This window comes from Corynebacterium sp. ZY180755, from assembly GCF_054331495.1.
Map to the genome: position 1 here is coordinate 2,093,538 of NZ_CM135811.1, position 24,394 is coordinate 2,117,931.

Consider the following 24,394-nt stretch of genomic DNA (forward strand, 5'->3'; position numbering starts at 1 on the left):
AAGATCAGAAAACACCCTCAAAGTTTAGTTTTTTGTACCACTACTGTTTAGATCGGTGATTCCTCTGGAACCTTCACGGCGGTGCCACGGTTGAGGGACTGCCCCGCAAAGAATGGCCTCGTGGAGCGCAAGCGCGCAGCTACTTCCACCACCACTAGGCCCATAGCAAGTGAACCCACTCCCATCACAAAAGTGCCAGATGTGCCCAGGATTGTGGTGTACCCGTAATCGGGTTGAAACATGTGGATCGCACTCGTGATAAAAACCCCACCCATCAGCACACCACCAATCGCGGGCAGTATGAAGCGGTTGAGTGCGTTGCGTGGGGTATCGAACAAACTTTTACGAAAGTATGCGATGCACGCAAAGGACGTAATGGTGTAGTACACCGCCACTGCCAGAGATGTTGCCTCGATAGTGTCAGCCAGCACATCCTGACTGATGATGGTCATGCCCACGTAAAACGCTGCGGATACTGTTCCAACAAATAATGTGGCATAGCCTGGGGTTTGATACTTGTTTACGGAGGCGAATTGTAGTGGCAGCGCCTTGTACACTCCCATGGCGAAAATGCCGCGGGCGGCGGGCAGGATGGTGGTTTGGCAGGTGGCGAGCGCGGAGATGAATACGGCGAAGACCAGCAGCCATCCCCACTCGCCGAGCGCGTCGCCGCGGAGGTTGTAGAAAACGTCGTCGGCAAATTCCTGATTGCTCAGGCCCACGCCTTCACCGCCGATGCCGGCGTACATCATGGTCAGGATTGTCATGCCCACGTAGGTGATGAGCAGCATGCAGGTGGTCATGAGGGAGGCAAAGCCTGGACCGCGAACGGGGTCCTTGGATTCCTCTGACAAACTCATGCAGGAGTCCCAACCCCAATAAATAAAGATGGCGAAGAGGACCGCTTGGAGGAAGCCGGTGGGGTTGTCGGTGGCAAATGGGTTGAACCACTGCCAGTTAAATTTCAGGGCGTAGTTGCCACTGTCGATAAGCTTCCACAGACCCAAGCAGAAAGCAATAATCGCAGCGTATTGCATGCCCAGCAGAGCATACTGAGTTAAGGCGCCTGCCTCCACGCGGCGGTAGGAAATGAAGGTCATGGCAGCGATCATGGCCACGCCCACGCTGGTAACCACCGCCTGATTGCTCCCTAGTGAACCATCACCAATCATGTACAGGAAGTAGCGCGACGCCACTTCAGACTGCGCGGCCATCACAATGACACTCGAGACCAGCACACTCCAGCCGGTGAACCAACCCGTACGCGGACCGAAGGTTTTACTTGCCCAAGTAAACGCCGTTCCAGCGTCCGGCACGGCGGTGGTGAGCTCTTTATACGCCATGGCCGTCAGCGCCATAGGAATGAACGCCACGATCAAAGCGATCGGTGCCTGCGCACCCGCCGCAATTACGATGTACCCCAGCGTTGCCGCCAGAGAATACAGCGGCGCCGTGCTGGACATCCCAATCACTATCAGGGGCCAAAACCCTAGCCTGCCGTCAGCAAGACCTTTATCAACCTTGTGCTCAACTGCCGGAGCAGGTCGCAAAACAACACCGTGGGCCATGGGCACCCCTTTGTTAAGTAACGGAAAAATCACCTTCAAAAAAACTTGACTTTGCGCCGCCAAAAGCACGCTTATTCACCCCATATCTCACACTATGACGATGAACTTTCCTATTCCCCTACCCCTACTCCGCAAATACGCAGGTTGCGGAAGCACTGTCTGCCCCCGCCAGCACGCACCGCCATGTCCAAGATCAGACATCCGAGTGAAATCTGTGATTCTTCTTTATCGCCCTCACCGCAGACCTACTTCCGCCGTGCATTTTGTTATTCCTCTTGGCGCGATGCGGTGTTTTGTGCTTGCCCGTGCCACAATGAAGGATGCGCATTTAGCGTCCAGGCTCCTCACCTTACTGAGACTCTTGCTAATTGCGTGTGGTTCTAGGAAGCAAGGTGAATGACAACGGTGAAAAAGGTCCCAAACTTTATCGATGAAGAAAAGACCGGCCCGCGGGTTCGGGGCGGTCTTGGTCGACTCCTACCCACTGTTGTAGCCATCCTTATTCTGCTTCTCGCGTGGGAGTTCTGGGTGCAATCGGGGGCTGTTAAGGAATCCCTCGTGGCGGCTCCAAGCAGTGTTGTGCACGCAATCGTTGATACGTGGCCGACACTGGGCCCTGCTACCGCGGTCACAGCTTTCGAAGGCTTTGTAGGCTTCCTATTCGCAGTGGTTCTTGGCATCCTGGTGGGCATCGCCCTTTACTCTTCACGCACGGTTAACGCCGCCCTATTCCCACTGCTATCCGCGGCACAAACCATGCCCCTAATCTCTATCGCACCCTTGTTTCTGATCTGGTTCGGCTTTGAGATCTCAGGCAAGATCGTCATCGTTACCGTCTTTGGCATGTTCCCCATCGCGGTAGCAACAATCCGCGGTCTGGCATCGGTCCCGCGCTTCTATTCGGACGTGGCACTCACATCAGGCGCAACACCTGCGTGGACACTATGGCATGTGAAACTTCGGGTGGCTGCGCGCCAAATCTTTGGCGGTATCAGAGTATCTGCGGCGTACGTGTTCGCCACCGCCGCCACCGCGGAGTATTTGGGCGCTAGGCAGGGGCTAGGCATTTGGCTTCAACAGGCCTACAACTCCTTCCGCACACCTCTAATTTTTGCTGCCACAGTGGTCATCATCCTGCTGACCGCCGTGTTGGTGCTGATGGTTAATACCGTCGAACGCGTCATGCTAGGTGATCCTTCCGTCGAAGACATGGGTGATCACTCCTAACAGAACCGCCCGATAAGGCTAGATCACCCAAAGCTGAGCCTCAATACTTTCGCGCACAATGGCCCGATCTGTGGATAACTTCCACGCCCAAAGGACGTTTTCCACAGGGTTTCGAGGAGGTTGCTTTACCGATCGCGTAAACGCCTTTACGGTTGCGTTTATGACCGATTTTGACGCAGAGTTCAGCGCTTTCCTCACCGCCTTAGACAGCGGCGCCGTTGTGCTGCGAGGATTCTTCGGCCGCAAGAAATGGGACTTCCCCACAATCGCCCCGGCCGAGGCCGAGCTATACATCACAGCTGCAAACTGGCTGTTTGGCCCAACCAAGCACGTCATGCAGCAACGCCGCACTCTCGAGGCTATCGAAACCCATGGTTTCTCCCTCTCCGTACTGGGGATGATCTGCAGCTACGTGGAAAAACTCAAAGGTGAGCGTGAGCAGTGGAAACTCTGGCGCGACCTGACCGAGGAGAAGAGACCTTCTAGCACAATTGCCGCATTGGCAAAGAAGCGCGTTACCGAGCTCAAACAAACTAAGCCCAAGCGCACTGAGAGTCTGCGCATCAGCCGCGGCAGTGACGGTATGAGCACCATGACCTACACTGCCCCTCAGGCACGCATCGCAGACATTTCCAAGTCAGTGACCCCCGTAGCAAAAGAAATCACAAGAGTCGACAGCAGCAAGACCAAAAACCAAGCTTTGGGCGAAGCCTTTGCCAAGCTACTGGAAAACGGCGGAAACGTAGCCGTTTCGCCTGTCATTCCAATGGTGAGCATCCCGTTGGAAGAACACGCCCAGATACTCCGCGGTGAAGGCGATGACCTCCGTCTCGCCTGCAGTGACGGCACAGAACTCACCGGCAAGGAATACGCGGAGCGGGCCCTGCTCAACCATGGGATCTACACAATCCTCGATCGCCTAGCCGGCGCGTTGGATAACTATCGTGATGAGCGTTTTGCTACTGAAAAGCAACGCTTAGCGGCTTTCGCGGAAAACCCCACCTGCGTGGCACCAGGGTGCAGTGTGCCGTTCGATGAATGCCAGATGCATCACGTCATCGCCTTCAAGAACGGCGGGCTGACCAACATGGACAACATTGTGCCTTTGTGCAAGTACCACAACGGCAAGAATGATGACGACTGGTGGCGCAGACTCAACGGCCATGTCGAAAAACGTGGCCCCTTCGCCTACTGGGTTTCCGCGTATGGTTTCAAAGACCGAAGAAACGAGCACCGGCTAGCCATGCTCGGTGCCGCTCGTAAACTTTTCGGATAACACCTCAACAAAAGCCGTAGCACCCAGGTGCTACGGCCGAAGGTGCGGGCAATGGTCCCCTACTGAAGGAACTCGTCGGTGGCCAAGTCCTCAGCGCGTGGCGCGGTGAAGGTAACTTCGTCATTTTCGTCGGTGTAGGTACCGCCTTCAGCGATGAAGTCAAAGTACTCCTGCGCCGCGGGGATATCTGCCTGCCCTAGGACGAAGGAGCCGTCGACAATGGCGGCCGGATCGCCCCAGTACTGCTCATCAACAATGAGATTCATGGAGTCCTTAGCCAACTGCGGGTCGATGTTGGCGTCGGTGGCTTCTTTGACCAAGATCTCTGCGGCCTCGTCTGGGTTTTCGTAGGCGTACTCGTAGCCGCGCTGGGCTGCGTGGACGAAGGCGCGAACGAATTCTGGGTCTTGTGCGACGGTGTCTGCCTTGGTGATGACTCCGATCTCATTGGGGTTGCCCGGCACGCCGTAGTCCTCACCGCGGAAGCAGTTCAGATCTGGGCCGTTGAGCGATGCCTGGACCCCCTCCCAGGTGGAATAGAAACCGCCGAAGTCCGCCTCACCTGCCTCCATGATTTGGAAGGTGGAGGTGCCCACGGTGACGGAGTCGAACTCGCCCTCGCCGCCATCGGCCTCGATCATGCGCTTGAGTATCGCGGAATCCTCGTTAGCGCCAAAGGAAGCAAAGGTTTTGCCATCTAGGTCTTTGGGGCGAGTGATATTGTCGTTGCTCTCGAGCGCACACCAGATGGCGCTCGGGCGTTGTTGTACTTGGAGTACCTGCTTGAGGTCTACGCCTTTAAGGCTAAGTGATCCAACGTTGGACATGTTGGACAGTGCGAAGTCTGCGAGTCCATTGTTAACTGCCTGCTCTGCGCCGGCTTGGGCTACGGCTACGATGTTGACGCTTAAGCCTGCTTCTTCAAACCAGCCCTTGTTCTTGGCTACGTATACACCAATGTGGTTGGTGTCTGGGGCCCAAGACAACATGAAGGTGGTTGCTCGAAGTTCCTGGCCGGCCTCGTTGGTGATGGTTTTGCCCATGGTGCCCGTGTCCGCACACGCTGAAAGCGTTAACGCTGCGGCAGAGAAAGTGGCGAGTATTGCGCCTGAAGTACGAATGTGGCGTTGTGCCATGATCACGACTCCCTATGTCGTTACTGTGGCGTCCTCTGGGATATGGATTTCGATGTCTTTGTGCTGTGGCAGAGGATCGCAAAGGGCCTAAGCACACTGTCAATGAGCCTAAATCATCGTGCCGTTGACCTGCAAGTTTCCCCTATCTGTTTTCATTATCAACAGTCAGGTGAAAACGTGGGTAGGCTTTGGGCATGACTAATCAGACTGTTAAAGCAATTGTGTCCATGGCAAAGGGCGAGCCCGTTGAGAACGTCACTATTGTGATTCCGGAGCCCGGCCCAAATGATGTGATCGTGAAGATCCAGGCCTGCGGTGTGTGCCACACGGATTTGGCCTACCGCGATGGCGATATTGAGGATGCTTATCCATTCCTGCTTGGTCACGAGGCAGCGGGCGTGGTGGAGACTGTGGGTGACCGCGTCACTCACGTGGAGCCAGGTGACTTTGTGGTTCTCAACTGGCGTGCGGTGTGTGGTGAGTGCCGTGCGTGCAAGAAGGGTGAGCCTAAGTACTGTTTCGCCACGTTCAATGCGTCGAAGAAGATGACGTTGGAGGATGGCACGGAGCTCACTCCTGCGCTGGGTATTGGTGCGTTTGCGGAGAAGACCTTGGTTCATGAGGGCCAGTGCACCAAGGTGGATAAGGATGCTGACCCTGCTGCGGCGGGTCTTCTGGGCTGTGGTGTCATGGCTGGTTTGGGTGCCGCGGTGAATACCGCGGACATCAAGCGTGGTGAGAGCGCTGCCGTTTTCGGTTGTGGTGGCGTCGGCATGGCAGCTATTGCTGGCGCCCATCTTGCGGGCGCGTCCAAGGTGATCGCCGTGGATATTGATGATTCGAAGCTGGAGCAGGCTCGTGAGTTTGGCGCAACGCACGTCATTAATTCCAAGGAGCTGAGCCATGATGAGATCGTGAAGGCTGTTCAGGATCTCACTGACGGTTTTGGCGCCGACGTCACCATTGACGCCGTGGGTATCGAGCCCACCACCCAGGCGGCGTTCTACTCTCGCGACTTGGCCGGCCGCATGGTCATGGTGGGTGTGCCTAATCAGACCAGCCGCTTTGATATCCCGGCCATCGATTTCTTTAGCCATGGTGGCGCGCTGAAGTCCTCGTGGTATGGCGATTGCCTGCCGGAGCGCGATTTCCCTATGTATGTGGATCTGGCCAACCAGGGTCGTTTCCCGCTGGAGAAGTTCGTCTCCGAGCGCATTACGCTTGATGAGGTTGAGCGCGCTTTCGACACCATGAAGGCGGGCAAGGTTCTGCGTTCGGTGGTGGAGATTTAAGCATGCAGATCGATTCAATTGTAACCAGTGGCAAGTTCTGCTTGGACGGCGGCGAGTGGGATGTGGACAATAACGTCTACATCATCGGCGACGCACAGGATGTGTATGTCGTGGACCCGTCGCACGACCTGGATGCCGTGGAGCGCGCTGTAGGTGAGCGCACCGTGCGCGGTATTGTGCTCACCCACGCCCACAATGATCACTGCGATCTCGCCCCCGCGGCCGCTGAGCGCTTCGGCTGCGAGGTCTACCTCCACCCGGACGATGACATGCTCTGGAAGGAATCCAACGGCGACGCACCCTACACCCAGCTGTCTGACCAGCAGGAGTTCAACATCGCGGGGCAGAAGGTCACCGTGTTGCACACCCCGGGCCACACCCCGGGCTGCGTCGTCCTGTACTTGCCGACGGAGAACACGTTGCTTTCCGGCGACACGCTCTTCAACGGTGGCCCAGGGGCCACCGGCCGCAAGTACTCCTCCTTCGAGACGATCATCGAGTCCCTGCGCGGCGTCGTGTTCCAGCTACCTGCTGAAACCACGGTCCTCCCAGGCCACGGCGACGCCACCACCGTGGGCGCTGAAGCAGCCCGCATTGATGAGTACATCGAGCGCGGTTACTAAGTAGCCGCCTGCCGCTAGGGGTGCCGTCGCCTCAGGCACCCCAGCGACACCACTACCCCGCCTCTAGCGCCTTGAACTGTTTTCGCGCCTAGCAGAGGCACGAATCCTTCCAGTACCCCATGAAAGAGATTTGATCCTTCTTAAAGCCGCACTGTTTAACAAGCAACCGCCGAAGCGAGCGGACGATTCCTGATTCGCCAGCGATCCAGAAGTAGTGCTTATCCGTGACGTGACTAGGCTCTCCCCACACGAGATCTTCCACGTCGCAACCGCCGTGTACCGCACAACGTGGTCCTAGGTGGGTAGCCTCTGGCCGATGATCCACGCCAATACCCTCAGCGAGGGCTAAGTGTGTCTTTTCACCTCGCGCCGCACCGTTGCGGGCTAGCCACACCACATCGAATCCCGTAGGAATATGGAAATCGTTTCGGAGATCATTGATATCCGCATCGGATGGGAGCTCAATAACCACCAGGCCGCTCTTCAATGTTTCTGTTTCTGGGGAGGATTGTGCGATATCGCTCAGAATTCTTCCGATCGCTGGTACCGCAGTTTCATCGCCGACCATGAACACATGGCTGGCGTTGCCGGGGAGGAACGCTATTCCGTTATGCCCCGCAGCACCATTGCTCGTACGAGCAGGCCCCACCAGAACAATCTCATCGCCCACAGTGGCCCCATCGGCCCAACTAGATGCTGGGCCGGCCTGACCACCGTTTCCATCCCCGTGTAGCACGAAATCCACATCGTATTCGGTGGTTTCGGCGGTCATGCGCTGCTCGCGAATTGAGTACGTCCGCATCACGCCACGTTCGCGTTCATCCATCGCTAACCAATTCTGGTACCAGTCACCTTCTACCGGCAATTCAGGCGTGCGTCCGGATTCCGTGAAGATTAGTTTGATGCGCTGGTCCAGGACAGCGTAGTCAGATCCAAGCTGCGCCATCTCTGGGCCACCGAATGTGATGCGGACGTAAGAGTCCCCTATCCGCTGAGTAGCCATTACTTGAGCGTGGACAGGTACATAAGTTGTCATATGCAGGCCTATTGAGGTGTTTGTTGGGAGCTAAAAGGGAAAACGTGCGGAGCCCCAGAGACTGGGTCGACACCAATGTGCGATTCGATGCCGAACACCTCTCGGATGCCCTCCACGGTGAAAACATCCTGTGGTTCACCCTGGGCAACAATCGCTCCGTCCTTCACGGCGATAATGTGATCGGAATAGCGCGACGCTAGATTCATATCGTGCAACACCATCACCACGGTCGTGCCCTCTTCACGGTTGCGCTGTGCAATGACATCTAAGACTTCTAGCTGGTTTGCAATATCTAGGAAGGTAGTTGGCTCGTCTAGGAGAAGAATGTCCGTATCCTGCGCCAGCACCATCGCGATCCACACCCGCTGGCGCTGGCCGCCGGAAAGCTCATCCACAGGGCGATCGGCCAAATCATAGGTTGAGGTTTTTTCCATCGCCCGCCGGACGATCGTGTCGTCTGCATGATCAAGACGCCCCAGCAAACTCCTGTATGGCTGGCGGCCGCATTCGACTAAGTCCGAAACAATAATGCCTTCAGGCGCAATGGGATTCTGGGGTAGCAAACCCACGGTTCGGGCAAATTGCTTGCGCGGAACCTTATCTGCTTTATCACCATCCAGATATACGTACCCATTCTTTGGGGCTAACAGCCGCGACAGAGCACGCAACAAGGTGGATTTACCGCATCCGTTCGCGCCGATGATGGAGGTCACTTTCCCGATGGGTATGTCGACCGTCAGATCCTTAGAAACGGTAAAACCGTCATACTCCAGTGTGAGGTCGCGACCACCAAACTCATGGACCCCGGCGCGAGGTTGTCTCACGTCGCGGGGTTTGGTTTTATCTTCCCCAGCCGTGGAGAATTCGGATACTTCAGTCATAATCACATCCCTTTTCGGTGGGAACGGATGAGCAAATAGATGAGGAAGGGTGCACCGAGGACGCCAGTAATCACGCCCACTGGATATCGAGCCCCCAGCAGGTTCTGGCCGATAAAGTCAGCGCCAACCGTCAGCACTGCGCCAACAGTGGCCGCGACCAGAGGAATAAATATGCCTCCCCGCATCAGCCGTGCTGCGATTGGCCCAGACATGAAAGCCACGAACGCGATCGGCCCAGCCGCAGCGGTGGCAACAGAAATGAGTGTCACCGCGCCAACAATGAGTATCACCCTAGAACGACCGACGTGGACGCCGAGCGCGGCTGCTGTATCGTCACCCAGGCGCAGCATCTCTAGGTTGCGTAGCTGCAGCACTACGATCGGCAGAACAATGATGGTCACAACCATGACCGGAATGACGCGTTCCCATGTTGCACCGTTGAGGGAACCGTTGAGCCAACGGGTGGCAGTGGGCAAATCCCATGCTGCCGCTCGCGAGAGAACGAATGTAACCACCGATTGGAGAATCGCCGTGAAACCAATACCCACAAGGATGAGGCGTGTTCCTGCAAAAGATCCTCTCCGGTAAGACAAGAGGTAAATGCCAGTGGCTACGGCTAGTGCCCCCACCAAAGCCCAAAGGCTCACTAGAGTTTGTGGCAGCCGGAAAACCAGAATTGCCACCACTCCGGTTGCGGACGCACCTGCTGAGATGCCGATGATGTCTGGCGACGCCAGCTGATTCCGCAACATCGTTTGGAAAACACAACCAGCCAGACCGAACGCCACGCCCACCAGTACGCCCAGCGCGAGACGCGGTAGGCGGATCTCGCCAATTGCGTACGAGGCCCCAGGGACGATCTGCCCAGACAGAACGTTCACAACATCCCGCAGCGAGTAGTTTGTCTCGCCTATCAACAGGCTAACTACACACAACGCGACAAGCAGGAGTAAAAGAGCAACGGCAACGGCGGCGTTGTGTTGTTTCCGACGTGGCTGGGACGCGTGCACCGCGCCGCTGCGCACGCGTGACGTTGAACTCATGATAGATCACGCAACTTTCGTGAACGCACAATCCAGATGAACAGCGGCGCTCCCAACAAGGGCATGACTACGCCCACATCGAGGTCTTCTGGCCGCACCAGTAGCCGCCCAATCGCATCTGAGAACAGTAGGAGGCTGGCTCCCGCTAAAGCAGCAGTTGGAATTAACCAACGGTGATCAGTTCCCACGATGTGGCGCATGATGTGGGGGACGATCAGCCCGACAAACCCAATTGGACCAGCCAAGGCCGTAGCAACACCGCATAAGATGACTGCGCCAATGGAGATGCCAAGCCGTGCGGCGCCGACGTTAACGCCTAAGCCGGCTGCAACATCGTCGCCCAGCGCGAGTGAGTTCAGCAGCCCCGCACTGACCATGCAGATAATCAGCCCCACCGCGAATACGGGAATGGCCCGCACAAGCGTTGACCACTCAGCACCGCCGATCGATCCGATCTGCCAGAAGCGGTAGGAATCCATCACTTCACTCCGGGGCAGGATAATCGCCGAGATCAGTGACGATATTGCAGCCGATGTTGCGGCCCCGGCGAGCGCAAGTTTGAGCGGCGTTGCGCCGCCTCGCCCTAATGATCCAACAAAGTAAACGAATGCTGCAGCGATTGCCGCACCGATAATGGCCAGGAGGATTGTTCCGGTGCTCTGCGCCATTTGACCAAAGAACGCTAAGCCTATGACGACGGCTAATGATGCGCCGGAAAGTACTCCAAGAATTCCTGGATCGGCGAGTGGATTTCGCGTTACCCCCTGCATTGCTACTCCTGATACCGCTAGTGCAGAACCAACTGCCACCCCTAGCGCTGCTCGGGGGATGCGCGTGGATACCGCCGAAGCATCGACGCTGGACGTATCCCCCGAGATCGCGGCAATAACAGCCGAAAGTGGTACGTCACGAGCACCTAAAACAATCGAGGCTATTATTGCCAATATCAGCAGGGCCACTAGCGAAAGAAGTACCAATACCCTTCTCACGTGGAATTACCCTATCCTTAACGAACTGTTACTTAGCCGCTGTCGCCAGCGTAGCTAGGTACTCATCCAGCGTGGATGGGATGGAAAGCGGTGATGGGTTAGCGGACGCGGCCAATGGGTCTTCGCCAAGGAAAGCTACATTGCCCTCCTTTACCGCACGGATCTTGCCAATCAGTGGGTCGGACTGCAGCTTCTTCAGAAGCTTTTGGTTTTCTGCTTCGTCATTGGAGCCGTAGGACACGATGATGTCTACGTCGTCAAACATCTCGGGATTCTCTGCGGACACCGTTGTCCAAAATTCATCGGTTTTGGCACTGGCATCTTCTACGGCCTTAGGGGCAACCAGGCCATGCGCCAGTGGGAAGCTCACTCGAGTATCGTGCGTTGTGTAGAAGCCAACTTCGGACATGTCATCCTGGCCGAAAGCGGTGAACAGAATTTTCTTCCCTTGTAGCTCTGGGAACTTAGCGAAGGTCTCATCAATCTGGTTATTGATGTCCTCCAAGTACTTCTTTCCTTCTTCCTCCTTTCCAATGGCCTTGGAATTCATCTCGATCATCTGCTCGTATGTCGCGGACCATGCAACGTCTGGGTATGCGACCGTCGGGGCAATCTTTGAGAGCTGCTCGTAATCTTCTTGGGTAATTCCGGAGTAGGTAGCCAGAATCACGTCGGGTTGTGTATTCGCAATCTGCTCGAAAGGCAGACCATCCGTTTCATCGAACAGCTCTGGAGCCTCCCCGCCCAGTTCCTTCAACTTCTCGTCTACCCAAGGAAGGACGCCATCGCCGTTGTCGTCACCCCAGGTGGCCTTTGACATGCCAACGGGAACAACTCCTAGCGCCAGCGGCACTTCGTGATTACCCCATGCAACGGTTGCGATGCGCTGAGGTTTGCCGTTGATTTCAGTCTCACCAAAGGCATGCTTGATAACGGTCTTACCTTCAGATTCTGAAGCGGAGGTGTTCTGGTCTGCAGCTCCCCCATTTGTTTGGCTTGCTTCTTCGACGGAACTGCAGGCGCCCAAGGTGAGTGCGGCAAGTGCAACGACCGCGGTAAGTGAGGTACGAAGACGATGAGTGGTGGACAAGTTGATCCCCTTATTCGAATGAGCCGGTGAGCGGTGTTTTCAACTCTGCTCACAGATGATGAGATCCGGAGTCAGAGCTTATCCTGCCCAAGTACTGAAACAACGCCAACGTAGCACACGTAAGTTAGGGTAGTCTAACCTTTCAACATAGAGTTTGCATCTAACGCCCACACAAGTAGCCCAGGCACCCCTCCTAGATTGTGCTTTGTATCGATTCACGTCACCTTTTGATTCTCCACGCGCAAAGCCAGCTAGAGCTTTACAGCAGCGCAGCGCGCTGAATGTAATCCTTCACCTCTGCCTAACTGCGCCCCACAAGCTCACGAATCCGCTTCAGCTCAGTAACTGAGATTCAGTCATCCCTGTGAGGCGGAAACCTCACCTCGGTTACAGTTCCTGAGCGCATTCGGAGGAGTAATAACCCCCTTTGGCGGTGGCGTGTTTTGCCGTTCGGATGTTCTCAATCAGCAACTCTGCAGCTGGGAACGCTGAGCCGAGACAGCTGAATATACTTTTGCTCACACAATCCCATCTGAGCTGGTCATTCTCACTTAACCGATTCATTAAATTGTGCACGCCGGACGTAAAATTATGAGGGTTTTACACCCACCGCCCATCCGAGCTCCTTAGATGAAAGGACATGCCTCATGAGCACAGCAGTGTCTCCTGACGTTGCAGAAAAGAAAAAGGAAATAAGTCACTTCAAACCGGCATATCTTGGATTGGCTTTCGCCGTCCTGATCGGTATCTTGCTTCTGCCGTTACAAGGCACCGGTGAAACTCCTCTCACACAGCAAGGCCACATAGCTCTAGCGTTATTGGGTTTTGCGGTTATCTTGTGGGTCACGGAGGCGGTCTCCTACCCTATTAGCGCTATCATCCTGACTGCTCTGATAGCTATCCTTATTGGGCTCACGCCCAGCGAGGAAGATCCAAGCACCGTCACAGGCACATCCAAAGCCCTGGGGACAGCCCTAGATGGTTTTTCAAGCTCCTCCGTGGCGCTGGTCGCCGCGGCCTTGATGCTTGCGGCCGCAATGCAAGTCACCGGTCTTCACCGCCGCATAGCACTGGGCATTCTCAGGATCGCCGGGGAGAAGACATCCCATGTGCTTGTCGGCACGATCATGATCTCTATTGTGCTGGCCTTCTTTGTTCCTTCCGCTACTGCCCGCGGTGGCGCTATCCTGCCTATTTTGCTCGGCATGATCGCGGCTTTCGGCGCAGCGAAGACCTCAAACTTGGCTGCCCTCCTGGTCATTTGTGCGGTTCAGTCTATTTCTATTTGGAACGTAGGCATCAAGACGGCTGCTGCGCAGAACCTTGTGGCTATCGGTTTTATTGAGGAGAGCTTGGGTGTGCAAGTCACGTGGGGTCAATGGTTCCTGTGGGCAGCCCCATGGTCCATCCTGATGTCTATCGCGCTGTACTTCATCATGCGCATGAGCATTAAGCCCGAAACTGACCGCCTCGCCGGTGGCCGCGATACCATCAAGCAGCAGCTTGCTGAACTAGGTCGGATCAAGCGGGAAGAAATCGTTCTGATTGTGGTTTCTGTTCTGCTGCTGTTGTTCTGGGCAACGGAAGGAATTCTCCAGCCTATTGACTCCGCCACCATCACCGTCCTAGCTATCGGTGTCTTGTTGATTCCACGAGTTGGAGTGTTCAACTCGTGGAAGGATCTAGAGCAGAAAGTGGACTGGGGTACTCTTCTCGTTTTCGCTATCGGCATTTCGCTCGGATCGCTACTTCTCAAGACGGGTGCCGCTCAGTGGCTGTCTAACTCCCTCTTTGGTGCCTTGGGGATTGAGAACTTCCCTCTCCTTGCCACCATCGCACTGGTTACGGCGTTTACCATTGTCATCCACTTGGGCTTTGCTTCTGCTACCTCGCTGGCTTCGGCATTGATCCCAATCTATATTGCCCTTGCAGCGACCCTGCCGGTCCCTGATCAGGGGCTCGGGTTCATCATCATCCAGCAGTTCGTCATTTCCTTCGGATTCCTTCTGCCCGTCTCCGCGCCGCAGAACATGCTGGCTTATGGAACGGGTACGTTCACCACGAAGCAGTTCCTCAAAGTTGGCATCCCGTTGACCCTGGTGGGCTACGTACTGGTACTCATCTTCTCAGCCACGTACTGGAACTGGATGGGCCTAGTGTAAAAAGCTTAACTATTTAGCCCCAAGCGCCGCGAGACCTCATGCTCGCGGCGCTTTACTTGATGAGGGTGCGTAGTGCGTCACGGGCATCCACGATACTTACATTCGGGTGGTTTTCCCGAAGTCTTTTAATCGCGCTAACCTCGCCATTTTTAAGAAATTCTTGGCGCAGAGCTGATTTCTCTTCTGGGCCAATTTCCAACGGCTGATCTCGATTATCCCTGTAATAGAAACCGAAGATCGCTAAGGCGAGCGCAAATATAAGACCTGCGTATCCTACAACCGCCGTTATATCAGTGGGGCGCCCAGAATAAGCAATCAATAAGCAGCTGACAACCAATGCGGTGAGAGACGAGCTAAATAGTTTTCCTCGCATGAACCCTACTTCCCGTGGAATCATGACGCGCAGTTGAGCTGCGCTCCGGTGATACGGAGCAATTTTCCCGCAGGTGCTCAGGTTGCGCAACAGCTCAATACCCGGTCTTGGGGTGGCGGCTAGGGCTTAATGGGGCCGTCGGAGCAGTGAGCCGTATCGCAGCACCTGTACCGGCGCCTCTTTTTCAGTAGCGGAGAATTCCATAGTCAAGCAATCCACCGCAGGCCTTAAGCGGGAGCAAAACACCTGAAGCACCACTACGCACCGCAAAAATGAGGGCGCCTGCGCCCATTCTACGAGCTCTAAGCCGGGATACTCCCATTGAAATAGCGAACCTACCTGCACAAATACAAAGAATCCGCAGGCTGTGATTGACCTGCGGATTCTTATTCGGTGGAGCTAACGGGATTCGAACCCGTGACCCCCACACTGCCAGTGTGATGCGCTACCAGCTGCGCCATAGCCCCGAAACGTAATTGCTTACGGAGTAGATAGTACTTCCCACCAAGGGATATAGGCAAAACGGCTGGTAAATAGCAGAAAAACCCAGCCGCGAAGCTGGGTTTTTCAATGAAGGATACCGAACGGATTAGATGTTGCTGGTCCAGTTCATTGTGTCTTCAACTTCCTTGCCATCCACGAATACGCGTGGGGAGGATACGGAGCCGCCGTCCTTTTCCAGCTTGGTGGCGTTACCGGCTGCCACCTCAGAGTTGAAGGTGCCCATGTTGACGCCGTCGGTGATCTGGGTGACTACATCCTCGGGTGCGCCGAGCTGGCCGGCAACATTACCGAACTTGGCGTTGTCCCACTGGCCGTAGATGTTGTCTTGCTCCTCCATGAGGAGGGTGCGGTAGTTCCAGTACAGTTCGGCGTCGCCGGTCTGCGCGATGGTGTAGGCGGCGGCGCCGGCGCGGGTGGATGAGCCTTCGGCGTTGCCACGGTCGAGGAAGTTGAGGGAGCGAATGTTGACGATGACCTTGCCGTCTTCGATAAGCTGCTTCATGTCGGCGTCGGTTGCTTCAGCCAGAGAGCTGCAGTGAGGGCAGGAGAAGTCTTCGTAAAGGTCTACTACCTTGGCGTCGTCGCCGGCGTTGTCGGCTTTGAGCACGACTGCGTTGTCCTCAAAGTTGGCGGAGAAGGATACGGCCTCGCGTTCCCGGTCGGCGTATTCATTGTTCTTGGCGTCGCGTCCAGAGATGACGATGTAGCCAACTACTACTGCAACGATAACGATGAGGGCGAGCAGAGCCCAGAGGAAGCCGTTGGACTTCTCATTAGGGTTTTTGATCTTGGTAGACAAGAGGTTTCCTTTGATTGTGCGTTGTTAAGACTGTCTAAGCGTGAAGCGCGAATTTGCGGAATGGGCGGAAGACGGTCCACATGGAGAGGAAGATGTAGAACACATCGCGTGCGATGGTCTTGGCGTAATTCATGCCCACGTCCCCATCCACTTCGGTGGCGCCGAAGCAGCCGCAGTCCGTGACGATTCCACGTGCCCACGCCTGCGCGATGCCAATGATGAAGAGGCTCAGCACGATGGTGGACAGGATACCGGAGAATCTGAGGAAGATACCCAGCAGGAGTAGGACGCCGCCGGCGATCTCCAGTGGGCCGATGACACGGGCGATGTAGCTTGCCCATTGTTCGGTGAAGATCTCGTAGCCTTGGACAGACTGCATTACCGTCATGTGGTCGCCAATTTTTGACCAGCCGGCTTTGATCCAGATGTAGGCCATGTAGAAGCGTGCGACGAAACTGACTACATCCAACACAATGGAGCCAATTGGGCGCTTTAGTTTACTGTCAGACACAATTTTCCAGAGTAACGAATGCTGTGTTAATAAAAAAGCTCCCCTACCTTCTCACAGGAAAGATAGGGGAAACTTTTATCATTCTTAGCCGCCGAGGACGTCAGAGACGAGGGCCTGTGCCTCTGCTTGGACCTTCTTCAGGTGGTCCTCGCCCAGGAAGGACTCCGCGTAGATCTTGTACTTGTCCTCAGTGCCGGATGGGCGGGCTGCGAACCATGCGTTCTCGGTGGTGACCTTGAGGCCGCCGATCGCCGCGCCGTTGCCCGGCGCGTTGGTCAGCTTGGCGGTGATGTTCTCACCAGCGAGCGTGGTGGCCGTGACCTGCTCTGGGCTCAGCGCCTTCAGGATTGCCTTCTGCTCGCGGTTGGCCTCGGCGTCGGTGCGGGCGTAGAACGGCGCACCGAACTTCTCAGCCAGCTCAGCGTAGCGCTGGGATGGGGTTTTGCCGGTGACGGCGGTGATTTCTGAGGCTAGGAGGTCGAGGATGATGCCGTCCTTGTCGGTGGACCAGACGGTGCCATCGTGGCGGAGGAAGGACGCGCCTGCGGACTCCTCACCGCCGAAGCCTACGGAGCCGTCGATAAGCCCTGGTACGAACCACTTGAAGCCCACGGGGACCTCGACCAGCTTTCGGCCTAGGTCTGCGACCACGCGGTCAATCATTGACGACGACACCAAGGTCTTGCCCACGGCGGTTCCCTCGCCCCATCCGGGGCGATGGGCGAACAGGTAGTCAATGGCCACCGCCAGGTAGTGGTTAGGGTTCATCAGTCCCGCGTCAGGGGTGACAATGCCGTGGCGGTCGGCGTCAGCGTCGTTGCCGGTGGCGATGTCATACTTATCGCGGTTGTGTACCAGGGAGGCCATGGAGTTAGGGCTGGAGCAGTCCATGCGGATCTTGCCGTCTGTATCCAAGGTCATGAAGCGCCACGCGGCGTCAACCAGTGGATTGACCACGGTGAGGTTGAGCTTGTGGGTCTCTGCGATTGCACCCCAGTAATCCACGGAAGCGCCGCCCATGGGGTCCGCGCCGATACTTAGACCGGATGAACGGATGGCGTCAATGTTGACCACGTTTGGCAGATCATTGACGTAATTCTCGAGGTAGTTGTGCTTCTGGGCACGTTCATCCAGAACGCCAGACACGCTCGTGCGTTTAACATCCCTCATGCCACCCGCGAGGATCTCGTTCGCGCGGTTGGCGATCCAGTCGGTCGCGTCGGTGTCGGCTGGGCCGCCGTTCGGTGGGTTGTACTTGAAGCCGCCGTCGCGCGGCGGGTTGTGCGATGGCGTGATGACGATGCCGTCGGCGCGCTTAGGGTCGGTGCCGGTGACGCCACCGGCAAGCTTCGCGTTGTGCGCGAGGATCGCGTGGGATACGGCAGGAGTTGGCGTGTAGCGGCCGCGGTCGTCGACAAGCACCGTGACGTCATTGGCGAGTAGAACCTCCATGGCGGAGATCATCGCCGGCTCGGACAGCGCGTGCGGATCGCGGCCGATGTATACAGGACCACCGATGTTGTTCGCGCGCCGGTAGTCCACGATCGCCTGGGTAGTGGCAAGAATGTGGTGCTCATTGAACGCCGTGTCCAGCGAGGATCCTCTGTGGCCAGAGGTTCCAAAAGAAACGGCCTGGTCAGGATTGGAAACATCCGGGGTGCGCGTGTAGTACGCGGTGACTACTTCGGCAATGTCGATCAAATCTTGGCTTTGTGCAACTTGTCCTGCACGCTCGTGTGCCATGTGTAAGCTCCTTCGATCAATACTCTTTTTCTATTGTCCTCCCTTTCCGTTTTCCTCGCACGGCTTCTGCAAAATTAAGTGGGTTTATACTGTGATCCATGTTGGAAGCGTTGACCGTGGGAGTAGGCGCCGGCCTCGGCGCCGTGCTGCGTTCGCTTCTCGACGTCTCCCCCTGGGCAATCCTGGGCATCAACGTACTCGGGTCGTTCCTCATGGGCTTCTTCCGCCCGCCCAAGTTCTGGGGCACCGGCTTCCTCGGCGGTTTCACGTCCTACTCCGCCTATGTAGTTGCTATAAGTAACGGTGCGTTACTTATAGCAACGTTGACCATCATCGGCTGTATCGCCGCCTACGTGCTGGGGAGCATGAGATGGGCATCCTAATCGTCTTTGTAGGTGGCATGGTCGGCGGCATGTGCCGCTACGTTCTCGCCCGTGCGCCCCAGTGGGGAGGCATCCCCGTGGGCACGCTGGCTGCCAATACTATCGCGTGCGGGATCCTTGGAATGGTTACTCAAGCAGAACTGACCGCTTTGTGGCAGTTCTTTTTGGGCGTCGGTGTCGCGGGTGCCTTGTCCACATGGTCCACTCTGGCCAAAGAACTCGGCGACATGCTGCGTGACCGCCTGTACATGCGCTTCGCCATTTACTTGGGCATCACGCTGCTTTCCGGTCTGTGTGCTACAGGTTTCCTAAGCTGGCTTGCGTGACTTTCCTGAGGCTTTCTTCCAAGGCAGCGCCGTCGCTTGTTCAGTCTGAATGTAGGTGAAGAAGGTTGTGGCCTGCGCTTTAATGCGAACTGCGGATACAAAAGAAGCAGTTCCCGTGGGGCCTTGAGGCGGGGCCTTTAGGGAACTGCTCAATCAGTGGTTGTTATTGTGGGGCTTGACTTTTGCCCTCATCGCTTAGGCGCTGGCTGGAGCCTGCTTTTTGCCTTTGCTATCTCGTCCGCCTTTGCCTGGTAGCCAACCTAGGAAGAATGGGATGGCGAGGATCACTAGCGCTGCCACCATGGTGATGGCACCGAATCCTAGGGTAAAGCCGGCGATCACGGCGATTGGGGCAAAGATGTTGACTGCGATCTCGATTGGTGCGTAGCCGACGTAGGCGATGCCATATTCGTCGAGGGCACCGGACTTCAGCTCTGGGTCCACGATCTTGAGGAGGGCAATGCCGGTGGCAACGGCTGCGGTTGCCCAGCCCCAGCTGAAGATGCCGCGCTCCAACCACTTTTCGCCGAAGAAAGCAGGCGAAACCACGAAGAAGAAGAACGTGCAGTACGCCACGCCGAGGACGAAGAGGATGAGCAATGGAATCCAGTAACTAGCCACGGCGGCAGGCACGATGGATGCCACACCGAAGGCGATCAGGAAGTCGGTTGAGGCACCGGAGATGGATTTTACGGTCGTCTGGTCCAGGTATTCTGGGCGCTTAATAACGGTGAGGAAGATGCGTCCACCAATGCCCACTATGAAGGCCAAAGCGAACAGCGGGATGGAGATGGACTCGAACTGATCCTGGACAAACTGCTGGATGATGTACGCGATGGTCACAGTGACGGCAATGAATCCACCGTGCAGGGCCAGCGGTTCGATGGAGGACGGATTGGTCGTTGCATTACCAATGGATGGCTGCATGGACTTCTTCCTGATCTCACCGGAACGCAGCTCCCATGGCAACTTTTCCGGCAGCGTAGACGTACGGCCGGTCTTGATACCCCAGTTGGCGAAGATGATACCGCCGACGATTGCAGCCAACGTGCCCACCGTAGCGGAGGTGAAGCCAAGAGATGCTGCTTCTTCAATACCGATGGAGTCCAGCGCACCACCGATTGCGGCTGCGGTACCGAAACCACCAACGAATCCGACAGGAAGAATCATGCCGAACCAGTCCGCGGTGCCAAATACTGGAACGAAGATCAAGACACCGATGAGTACGAAGAGTCCCCACTGCCCCAGGAACATGCCTGATGAGTAGGACCACATGTTCTTAGCTTTGGAGATGTCGCGGGACGCGAAACTCATGGAGTACGGCATGGCCGCGAAGACGACCGCAATGAGTAGCGTGGAGTAATCTCCGAGCGCATCAGAAAACGGCATGATTCCCAATACTTCTGGGCCCAGCAACAGGCCAAGCAGACCCGCTGTGATTGGTGCAGGAATCAAAAGATCTCGGAACCACTTGAAGTGCCTACGCATGAACGTGCCTACCACCAGCAGTATGGAGATCATTCCGACATCCATGAGCAAATCAAAGACGCTATATTCCACGAAAGCACCCCTTAACTTTTATTCTCAACAATCTTTTTCTCTCGGCCTGTGCCGAAATACCCGAATAATTTTATACTGGTGCCCAATAGCGCTCGGAATAATCCTGCAAACGTTATGCGATCTTTACGTACCTCAGGAGTGAGCTTTGGTGGAAGATTACGCACGGTGTGCTGGTTACGGAATTAGCCCTGTGAGTGAAACCTAGGAAAGCACACAAGCCCAGGTAGTCATTGCTTAAGTATGACTTCCTGGGCTTGGTTACAAGGTTCGCGTTAGTCCGCGATTGCCTCTAGTGGTGGCGTGCGGGATGCCTTAGCAGCAGGCCACAGTGCAGCGACCACACCCACCACCGCGGAGGCTACAAGCATGAGGCCCAGCATCTCCCACGGTATGGTCAGCTTATCTAGGCCTTGGCCGGCAAGAACCTTGAGGAAGGCCCAGCCCAATCCCACGCCTACGATTATGCCCACCAGCGCGCCGTAGATAGCGATTTGTACACTCTCCACGGTGATCATCGTGCGTACCTGGCGGCGTGCGGTACCCACTGCGCGGAGCATGCCAATCTCCTGGCGGCGCTCGATCACATTCAGTGCAAGAGTGTTAATGATGCCCAAGATGGCAACGATTACGCTCAAGCCTAGGAGTGCGTAGAGGATGTAGAGCATCTGGTTGATCATGGCTACCTGCTCACCCGCGAACTCCTCAGCGGTTTGGACGCGAACAACCAGATAATCAGCGACGGTTTTCTCTAGGTCAGCTCGCAGGTTCTCACTTTCGCCATCCACCAGCATGGCAAAGGTATTCTGCGCTGCTTCGTAGGCGGTTCCTTCGAGGGTTGCTGCCGACAATACGACGGTTCCCATCAGCTGGCTCTCACCGTACAGTCCCACGATCTTAGCCTTCGCCACCTGCTCCCCTTGCGTGCCGACGATGGGCAAGGTCTGCCCCATGGACCAGCCCTGCTTCGCGGCAAAGTCCTTATTCACCACGAGCCTGTTCGGCTCGTTCAGGTCAAAGTCGCCTTCGGCGTCCTTGATATTCAGGGAGTCACTCGCATTGCCGGTGGCGAGGGTGGTCAATCCCCCACCCGGCCCCTGCAGGCTCGCAACCTCACCGACTGCGACTTGGCCGTAAGAGAAGGTAGTCACGTTGTCCACGCCTGGGGTTTCGGCTACCTTTTCTGGAACTTCAGCCGGGATTGGGAACGAACCATTTTGCGGTCCGGAAAGGACGTAATCGGACTTCACCTCAGTGGCTACAAGATCCTCAATGGATGAGCTCATGGTAGAAGACAGCATGCCGATCACAGACACCAGAGCCACGCCCAGTGTCAGGGCGAAAGCCGTGGTTGCCGTGCGGCGCGGATTGCGCTTGGAGTTTGTTGCTGCGAGCTTTCCTACAGCACCAAACGGCGCGCCGATCGCGCGACCAATCCCACCCACCACGGGGATGGAAATCGCCGGGGAGGCAAGGAACACACCGACGATCACGAGGAAGGCGCCCGCGCCAACGCTAATGGCAGCAGTCTTGGTGGCCCAGTCGCTCACCACGCCAGCTACAGCTGCGGCGATGCCAGCCACGATGGCAATAGCACCTAAAACGGTACGTACCTTCAGGGAGGATTCACTAGCGGTCTCCGTTGACCGCATCGCCTCCACCGGACGCACCGCGCCAGCCTTGCGGGCAGGAGCCCATGCACTGACCACAGTGACGATCATGCCCAAAATAATTGGCACGATGATGCTAGTAGGAGTAAGCCCCAACCCTGCGTTGTCTAGTGGCATGTCCATCGCGGCAAAAATAGCTTGCAGCGCCTGAACCAGACCAAAGCCCGCCACTACGCCGATAGCTGAACCAACGAGACCCACAAAAGCGGCCTCAAGAACCACGGAACCGGTGAGCTGCGTGCGGGAAACACCCAGTGCGCGCAGCAAGGCGAATTCCTTGATCCGCTGAGCAACAATCATTGCGAACGTATTAGCGATGATGAAGGTACCTACCAGCAGGGCAATGAGGCCAAAGGCAATGAGGAAGTAGTTGACAAAGCTGAGAGCCTGCTTAATCTGACCAGTGATCTCCTCAGCGAGTGCGTCACCGGCCTCCACCTTTAGATCCGGGTAAGCACTGCTAAGTTGCTCCACTACCTGATCGGGATTAGTGCCTGCGACCATCAGCGTCCGCGTGCCGGCGCCGCCGGAGTACAGCTCCTGGTAACCATCAGCGGCCATGTACGCGGAAACACCGTGCGGGTTTCGTGACTCGGCCGTTGTTAAACCAACAACCTCTAACTCGTGCTGCCCCGCTGGATCGACAGCCAAAACACGCTGGCCTAGGGAGATGCCGTTCTTTTCAGCTTGCTCCTTGTCCACGGCAATTTGCTCAACGCCGCGTGGTGCGCTGCCCTCCACTACCTGTACCGGGTCACTCACCGCATCTTTCGGCGCATACCACGGCACTAAAGATCCGGAGACAGACTTGCCGCCAATCTGCGTCCGGTCAGGGTTAGCCAACACGATGGATGTGAAGGAGTTGATGTTCACTCTATCCACGTTCGGGTCATCGGTAATCTGCGTAATTTGCTCAGATGTCAAAGGACCAGAATCCGAGGTCACAACGGCATCCACGCCATCAAGTTCATTGGACACAGCCGAGTCAAACACGTTGTTAAGGCTGGAGGTGAACATCATGGAGCCAGACACGAAGGCAGTGCCTAGGACAACAGCAAGGATGGTAAGAAACAGGCGAAGCTTATGAGCCGCGATGGAACGCAAGCTCAACCGAGCCATTGTCATTACATATCCTCAATTCCGGACATAACCTCATGAATCTTGTCCATAGTAGGCTCGTACAGCTCTTCTACAATCTTGCCGTCGGCGAGGAAAACTACACGGTCAGCATAGGAAGCAGCTCTAGGATCGTGGGTCACGATAACGACAGTTTGCTTGTCCTTATCCACCGCAGTACGCAGGATCTCCAGGACCTCGCGGGAGGAGTTGGAATCAAGGTTGCCCGTTGGTTCGTCGCCGAAGATGATTTCCGGCTGAGCAACGAGCGCTCGAGCACACGCCACGCGTTGTTGCTGACCACCGGAAAGTTCCGCGGGACGGTGCTTAAGACGCTTACTCAAGCCAAGACGCGAGGTGACCTCCTCGTACCAAGCCTTGTCAACTTTCCTGCCGGCTACGTCGAGCGGAAGGGTGATGTTTTCTTCAGCCGTTAACGTGGGAACGAGGTTGAAGGATTGGAAAATGAAACCCAACCGGTCGCGACGAAGATTTGTCATTTCCTTGTCATTGAGTACACCAAGGTCTGTATCACCGATGAAGGTGGAGCCTGAGCTGATCTGGTCCAGGCCAGCCATACAGTGCATCAAAGTCGACTTACCGGAACCTGATGGGCCCATGATCGCGGTGAACTGCTCAGCGGCAAACTCAACATTAATGTGGTCAAGAGCCTTTACCTGGGTTTCGCCCTGGCCATAGGTCTTCACTAGGTCCACTGCACGCGCAGCAATGCCGCGTGAATCAGTAGCAGACATAAACTAATCTCTTTCTATTTCTTCCTATCTACACACATAGAACGATTGAAAGCTGAATTAGTTCCAGCTACACGGCTAAGGCCCTAGAACTTGAGGTTCTAGGGCCTTAGTTTGTTGTTAAGTTTTTGGTCGGCGGTGACTTACTCTCCCACACCCTCCCGAGTGCAGTACCATCAGCGCTGTCGGGCTTAGCTTCCGGGTTCGGAATGGGACCGGGCGTGGCCCCGACGCTATAACCACCGACACATCTATTACTGAGTGTGGACACAACCGCCTTGGTGGGGTGTGTTGTGTTGTGTCAGATACTGCATAGTGGACGCGTAGTCTATTACTG

21 protein-coding genes, 1 tRNA gene and 1 rRNA gene are annotated in these 24,394 nt (G+C 56.1%); 7 read left to right on the forward strand and 16 right to left on the reverse strand.

All coding sequences use genetic code 11. From position 1 onward, the window contains the following. Positions 1 to 47: 47 nt before the first annotated feature. Complete coding sequence (locus ACXM2N_RS09580; RefSeq protein WP_458488155.1) at positions 48 to 1,568, reverse strand: APC family permease; 1,521 nt, start codon at positions 1,566 to 1,568, stop codon at positions 48 to 50. A gap of 396 nt (positions 1,569 to 1,964) precedes the next feature. Between ACXM2N_RS09580 and ACXM2N_RS09585 the strand changes: the two genes are divergently transcribed. Further along, positions 1,965 to 2,795, forward strand: coding sequence for an ABC transporter permease (locus tag ACXM2N_RS09585; RefSeq protein ID WP_458488157.1), 831 nt, complete (start codon positions 1,965 to 1,967; stop codon positions 2,793 to 2,795). A 160-nt stretch (positions 2,796 to 2,955) separates the two neighbouring features. Beyond that, positions 2,956 to 4,071: an HNH endonuclease signature motif containing protein gene (locus ACXM2N_RS09590; protein WP_458488159.1), complete on the forward strand. Its 1,116-nt coding sequence runs from the start codon at positions 2,956 to 2,958 to the stop codon at positions 4,069 to 4,071. Positions 4,072 to 4,130: 59 nt separating this feature from the next. Here the strand turns inward: ACXM2N_RS09590 and ACXM2N_RS09595 are convergent, their stop codons facing one another. Next, positions 4,131 to 5,207 (reverse strand): ABC transporter substrate-binding protein, encoded by a 1,077-nt coding sequence (locus tag ACXM2N_RS09595; protein WP_458488161.1) that lies wholly within the window; start codon positions 5,205 to 5,207, stop codon positions 4,131 to 4,133. A 194-nt stretch (positions 5,208 to 5,401) separates the two neighbouring features. Here ACXM2N_RS09595 and ACXM2N_RS09600 point away from each other — a divergent pair, with 194 nt between their 5' ends. Together ACXM2N_RS09600 and ACXM2N_RS09605 are read left to right on the forward strand one after the other, a co-directional pair. Further along, the gene (locus ACXM2N_RS09600; protein ID WP_458488163.1) at positions 5,402 to 6,499 is read left to right on the forward strand and encodes an S-(hydroxymethyl)mycothiol dehydrogenase; all 1,098 of its coding nucleotides are present in this window, start codon (positions 5,402 to 5,404) and stop codon (positions 6,497 to 6,499) included. Between the two features lie 2 nt (positions 6,500 to 6,501). Then, a complete protein-coding gene (locus ACXM2N_RS09605; RefSeq protein WP_458488165.1) occupies positions 6,502 to 7,122 on the forward strand; it encodes an MBL fold metallo-hydrolase in 621 nt (206 codons plus the stop codon). 88 nt (positions 7,123 to 7,210) lie between these two features. On the opposite strand, the gene ACXM2N_RS09610 is transcribed toward ACXM2N_RS09605, so the two are convergent. From ACXM2N_RS09610 to ACXM2N_RS09630, 5 genes are read right to left on the reverse strand one after another with little or no spacing between them, the layout of a single operon-like run. Beyond that, positions 7,211 to 8,158 (reverse strand): siderophore-interacting protein, encoded by a 948-nt coding sequence (locus ACXM2N_RS09610; protein WP_458488167.1) that lies wholly within the window; start codon positions 8,156 to 8,158, stop codon positions 7,211 to 7,213. 8 nt (positions 8,159 to 8,166) lie between these two features. Continuing rightward, positions 8,167 to 9,039, reverse strand: a complete 873-nt coding sequence (locus ACXM2N_RS09615) for an ABC transporter ATP-binding protein (protein WP_458488169.1) — start codon at positions 9,037 to 9,039, stop codon at positions 8,167 to 8,169. A gap of 2 nt (positions 9,040 to 9,041) precedes the next feature. Then, positions 9,042 to 10,082, reverse strand: coding sequence for a FecCD family ABC transporter permease (locus ACXM2N_RS09620; protein ID WP_458488171.1), 1,041 nt, complete (start codon positions 10,080 to 10,082; stop codon positions 9,042 to 9,044). Beyond that, positions 10,079 to 11,071: a FecCD family ABC transporter permease gene (locus ACXM2N_RS09625; RefSeq protein ID WP_458488173.1), complete on the reverse strand. Its 993-nt coding sequence runs from the start codon at positions 11,069 to 11,071 to the stop codon at positions 10,079 to 10,081. Before ACXM2N_RS09625 ends, ACXM2N_RS09620 begins: the two co-directional genes overlap by 4 nt. A gap of 28 nt (positions 11,072 to 11,099) precedes the next feature. Beyond that, complete coding sequence (locus tag ACXM2N_RS09630) at positions 11,100 to 12,161, reverse strand: iron-siderophore ABC transporter substrate-binding protein (RefSeq protein ID WP_458488175.1); 1,062 nt, start codon at positions 12,159 to 12,161, stop codon at positions 11,100 to 11,102. Positions 12,162 to 12,808: 647 nt separating this feature from the next. On the opposite strand from ACXM2N_RS09630, the gene ACXM2N_RS09635 reads away from it, so the two are divergent. Continuing rightward, the gene (locus ACXM2N_RS09635) at positions 12,809 to 14,323 is read left to right on the forward strand and encodes an SLC13 family permease (protein ID WP_458488177.1); all 1,515 of its coding nucleotides are present in this window, start codon (positions 12,809 to 12,811) and stop codon (positions 14,321 to 14,323) included. A 52-nt stretch (positions 14,324 to 14,375) separates the two neighbouring features. On the opposite strand, the gene ACXM2N_RS09640 is transcribed toward ACXM2N_RS09635, so the two are convergent. From ACXM2N_RS09640 to pgm, 5 genes are all read right to left on the reverse strand, one after another. Then, positions 14,376 to 14,696, reverse strand: coding sequence for a hypothetical protein (locus ACXM2N_RS09640; protein ID WP_458488179.1), 321 nt, complete (start codon positions 14,694 to 14,696; stop codon positions 14,376 to 14,378). Positions 14,697 to 15,090: 394 nt separating this feature from the next. Next, positions 15,091 to 15,163 (reverse strand) — tRNA-Ala (locus ACXM2N_RS09645). 122 nt (positions 15,164 to 15,285) lie between these two features. Beyond that, positions 15,286 to 16,014, reverse strand: a complete 729-nt coding sequence (locus ACXM2N_RS09650; protein WP_458491122.1) for a DsbA family protein — start codon at positions 16,012 to 16,014, stop codon at positions 15,286 to 15,288. A 19-nt stretch (positions 16,015 to 16,033) separates the two neighbouring features. Beyond that, positions 16,034 to 16,510 carry a DoxX family protein gene (locus ACXM2N_RS09655; protein WP_458488181.1) on the reverse strand — a complete coding sequence of 159 codons (477 nt, stop codon included), beginning with the start codon at positions 16,508 to 16,510 and terminating at the stop codon, positions 16,034 to 16,036. Between the two features lie 84 nt (positions 16,511 to 16,594). Further along, entirely contained in the window at positions 16,595 to 18,253 is a 1,659-nt protein-coding gene (pgm, locus tag ACXM2N_RS09660; RefSeq protein ID WP_458488183.1) for a phosphoglucomutase (alpha-D-glucose-1,6-bisphosphate-dependent), read from the reverse strand. Between the two features lie 98 nt (positions 18,254 to 18,351). Between pgm and ACXM2N_RS09665 the strand changes: the two genes are divergently transcribed. Both ACXM2N_RS09665 and ACXM2N_RS09670 read left to right on the forward strand, forming a co-directional pair. Beyond that, positions 18,352 to 18,636, forward strand: a complete 285-nt coding sequence (locus ACXM2N_RS09665; protein WP_458488185.1) for a fluoride efflux transporter family protein — start codon at positions 18,352 to 18,354, stop codon at positions 18,634 to 18,636. Further along, entirely contained in the window at positions 18,624 to 18,962 is a 339-nt protein-coding gene (locus ACXM2N_RS09670; protein ID WP_458488187.1) for a FluC/FEX family fluoride channel, read from the forward strand. The genes ACXM2N_RS09665 and ACXM2N_RS09670 overlap by 13 nt, the downstream gene beginning before the upstream one ends. Before the next feature lie 195 nt (positions 18,963 to 19,157). Here ACXM2N_RS09670 and ACXM2N_RS09675 read toward each other — a convergent pair whose 3' ends face one another. The 4 genes from ACXM2N_RS09675 to rrf all read right to left on the reverse strand — a co-directional run bounded on the left by ACXM2N_RS09675 (position 19,158) and on the right by rrf (position 24,304). Then, the gene (locus ACXM2N_RS09675; protein WP_458491124.1) at positions 19,158 to 20,495 is read right to left on the reverse strand and encodes a sodium/glutamate symporter; all 1,338 of its coding nucleotides are present in this window, start codon (positions 20,493 to 20,495) and stop codon (positions 19,158 to 19,160) included. A 299-nt stretch (positions 20,496 to 20,794) separates the two neighbouring features. Further along, complete coding sequence (locus ACXM2N_RS09680; RefSeq protein WP_458488189.1) at positions 20,795 to 23,308, reverse strand: ABC transporter permease; 2,514 nt, start codon at positions 23,306 to 23,308, stop codon at positions 20,795 to 20,797. Between the two features lie 5 nt (positions 23,309 to 23,313). Next, positions 23,314 to 24,060: an ABC transporter ATP-binding protein gene (locus tag ACXM2N_RS09685; protein WP_458488191.1), complete on the reverse strand. Its 747-nt coding sequence runs from the start codon at positions 24,058 to 24,060 to the stop codon at positions 23,314 to 23,316. Positions 24,061 to 24,187: 127 nt separating this feature from the next. Further along, positions 24,188 to 24,304, reverse strand: a 5S ribosomal RNA gene (gene rrf, locus ACXM2N_RS09690). Between the last annotated feature and the right edge of the window lie 90 nt (positions 24,305 to 24,394).

Coding starts and splice junctions, on each gene's coding strand:
- ACXM2N_RS09585 (WP_458488157.1), top strand. CDS start 1,965: ATGACAACGGTGAAAAAGGTCCCAAACTTTATCGATGAAGAAAAGACC.
- ACXM2N_RS09635 (WP_458488177.1), top strand. CDS start 12,809: ATGAGCACAGCAGTGTCTCCTGACGTTGCAGAAAAGAAAAAGGAAATA.
- ACXM2N_RS09670 (WP_458488187.1), top strand. CDS start 18,624: ATGGGCATCCTAATCGTCTTTGTAGGTGGCATGGTCGGCGGCATGTGC.
- ACXM2N_RS09640 (WP_458488179.1), bottom strand. CDS start 14,696: ATGCGAGGAAAACTATTTAGCTCGTCTCTCACCGCATTGGTTGTCAGC.
- ACXM2N_RS09580 (WP_458488155.1), bottom strand. CDS start 1,568: ATGGCCCACGGTGTTGTTTTGCGACCTGCTCCGGCAGTTGAGCACAAG.
- ACXM2N_RS09620 (WP_458488171.1), bottom strand. CDS start 10,082: ATGAGTTCAACGTCACGCGTGCGCAGCGGCGCGGTGCACGCGTCCCAG.
- ACXM2N_RS09675 (WP_458491124.1), bottom strand. CDS start 20,495: ATGGATGTCGGAATGATCTCCATACTGCTGGTGGTAGGCACGTTCATG.
- ACXM2N_RS09590 (WP_458488159.1), top strand. CDS start 2,956: ATGACCGATTTTGACGCAGAGTTCAGCGCTTTCCTCACCGCCTTAGAC.
- ACXM2N_RS09600 (WP_458488163.1), top strand. CDS start 5,402: ATGACTAATCAGACTGTTAAAGCAATTGTGTCCATGGCAAAGGGCGAG.
- pgm (WP_458488183.1), bottom strand. CDS start 18,253: ATGGCACACGAGCGTGCAGGACAAGTTGCACAAAGCCAAGATTTGATC.
- ACXM2N_RS09680 (WP_458488189.1), bottom strand. CDS start 23,308: ATGGCTCGGTTGAGCTTGCGTTCCATCGCGGCTCATAAGCTTCGCCTG.
- ACXM2N_RS09595 (WP_458488161.1), bottom strand. CDS start 5,207: ATGGCACAACGCCACATTCGTACTTCAGGCGCAATACTCGCCACTTTC.
- ACXM2N_RS09605 (WP_458488165.1), top strand. CDS start 6,502: ATGCAGATCGATTCAATTGTAACCAGTGGCAAGTTCTGCTTGGACGGC.
- ACXM2N_RS09610 (WP_458488167.1), bottom strand. CDS start 8,158: ATGACAACTTATGTACCTGTCCACGCTCAAGTAATGGCTACTCAGCGG.
- ACXM2N_RS09685 (WP_458488191.1), bottom strand. CDS start 24,060: ATGTCTGCTACTGATTCACGCGGCATTGCTGCGCGTGCAGTGGACCTA.
- ACXM2N_RS09665 (WP_458488185.1), top strand. CDS start 18,352: ATGTTGGAAGCGTTGACCGTGGGAGTAGGCGCCGGCCTCGGCGCCGTG.
- ACXM2N_RS09615 (WP_458488169.1), bottom strand. CDS start 9,039: ATGACTGAAGTATCCGAATTCTCCACGGCTGGGGAAGATAAAACCAAA.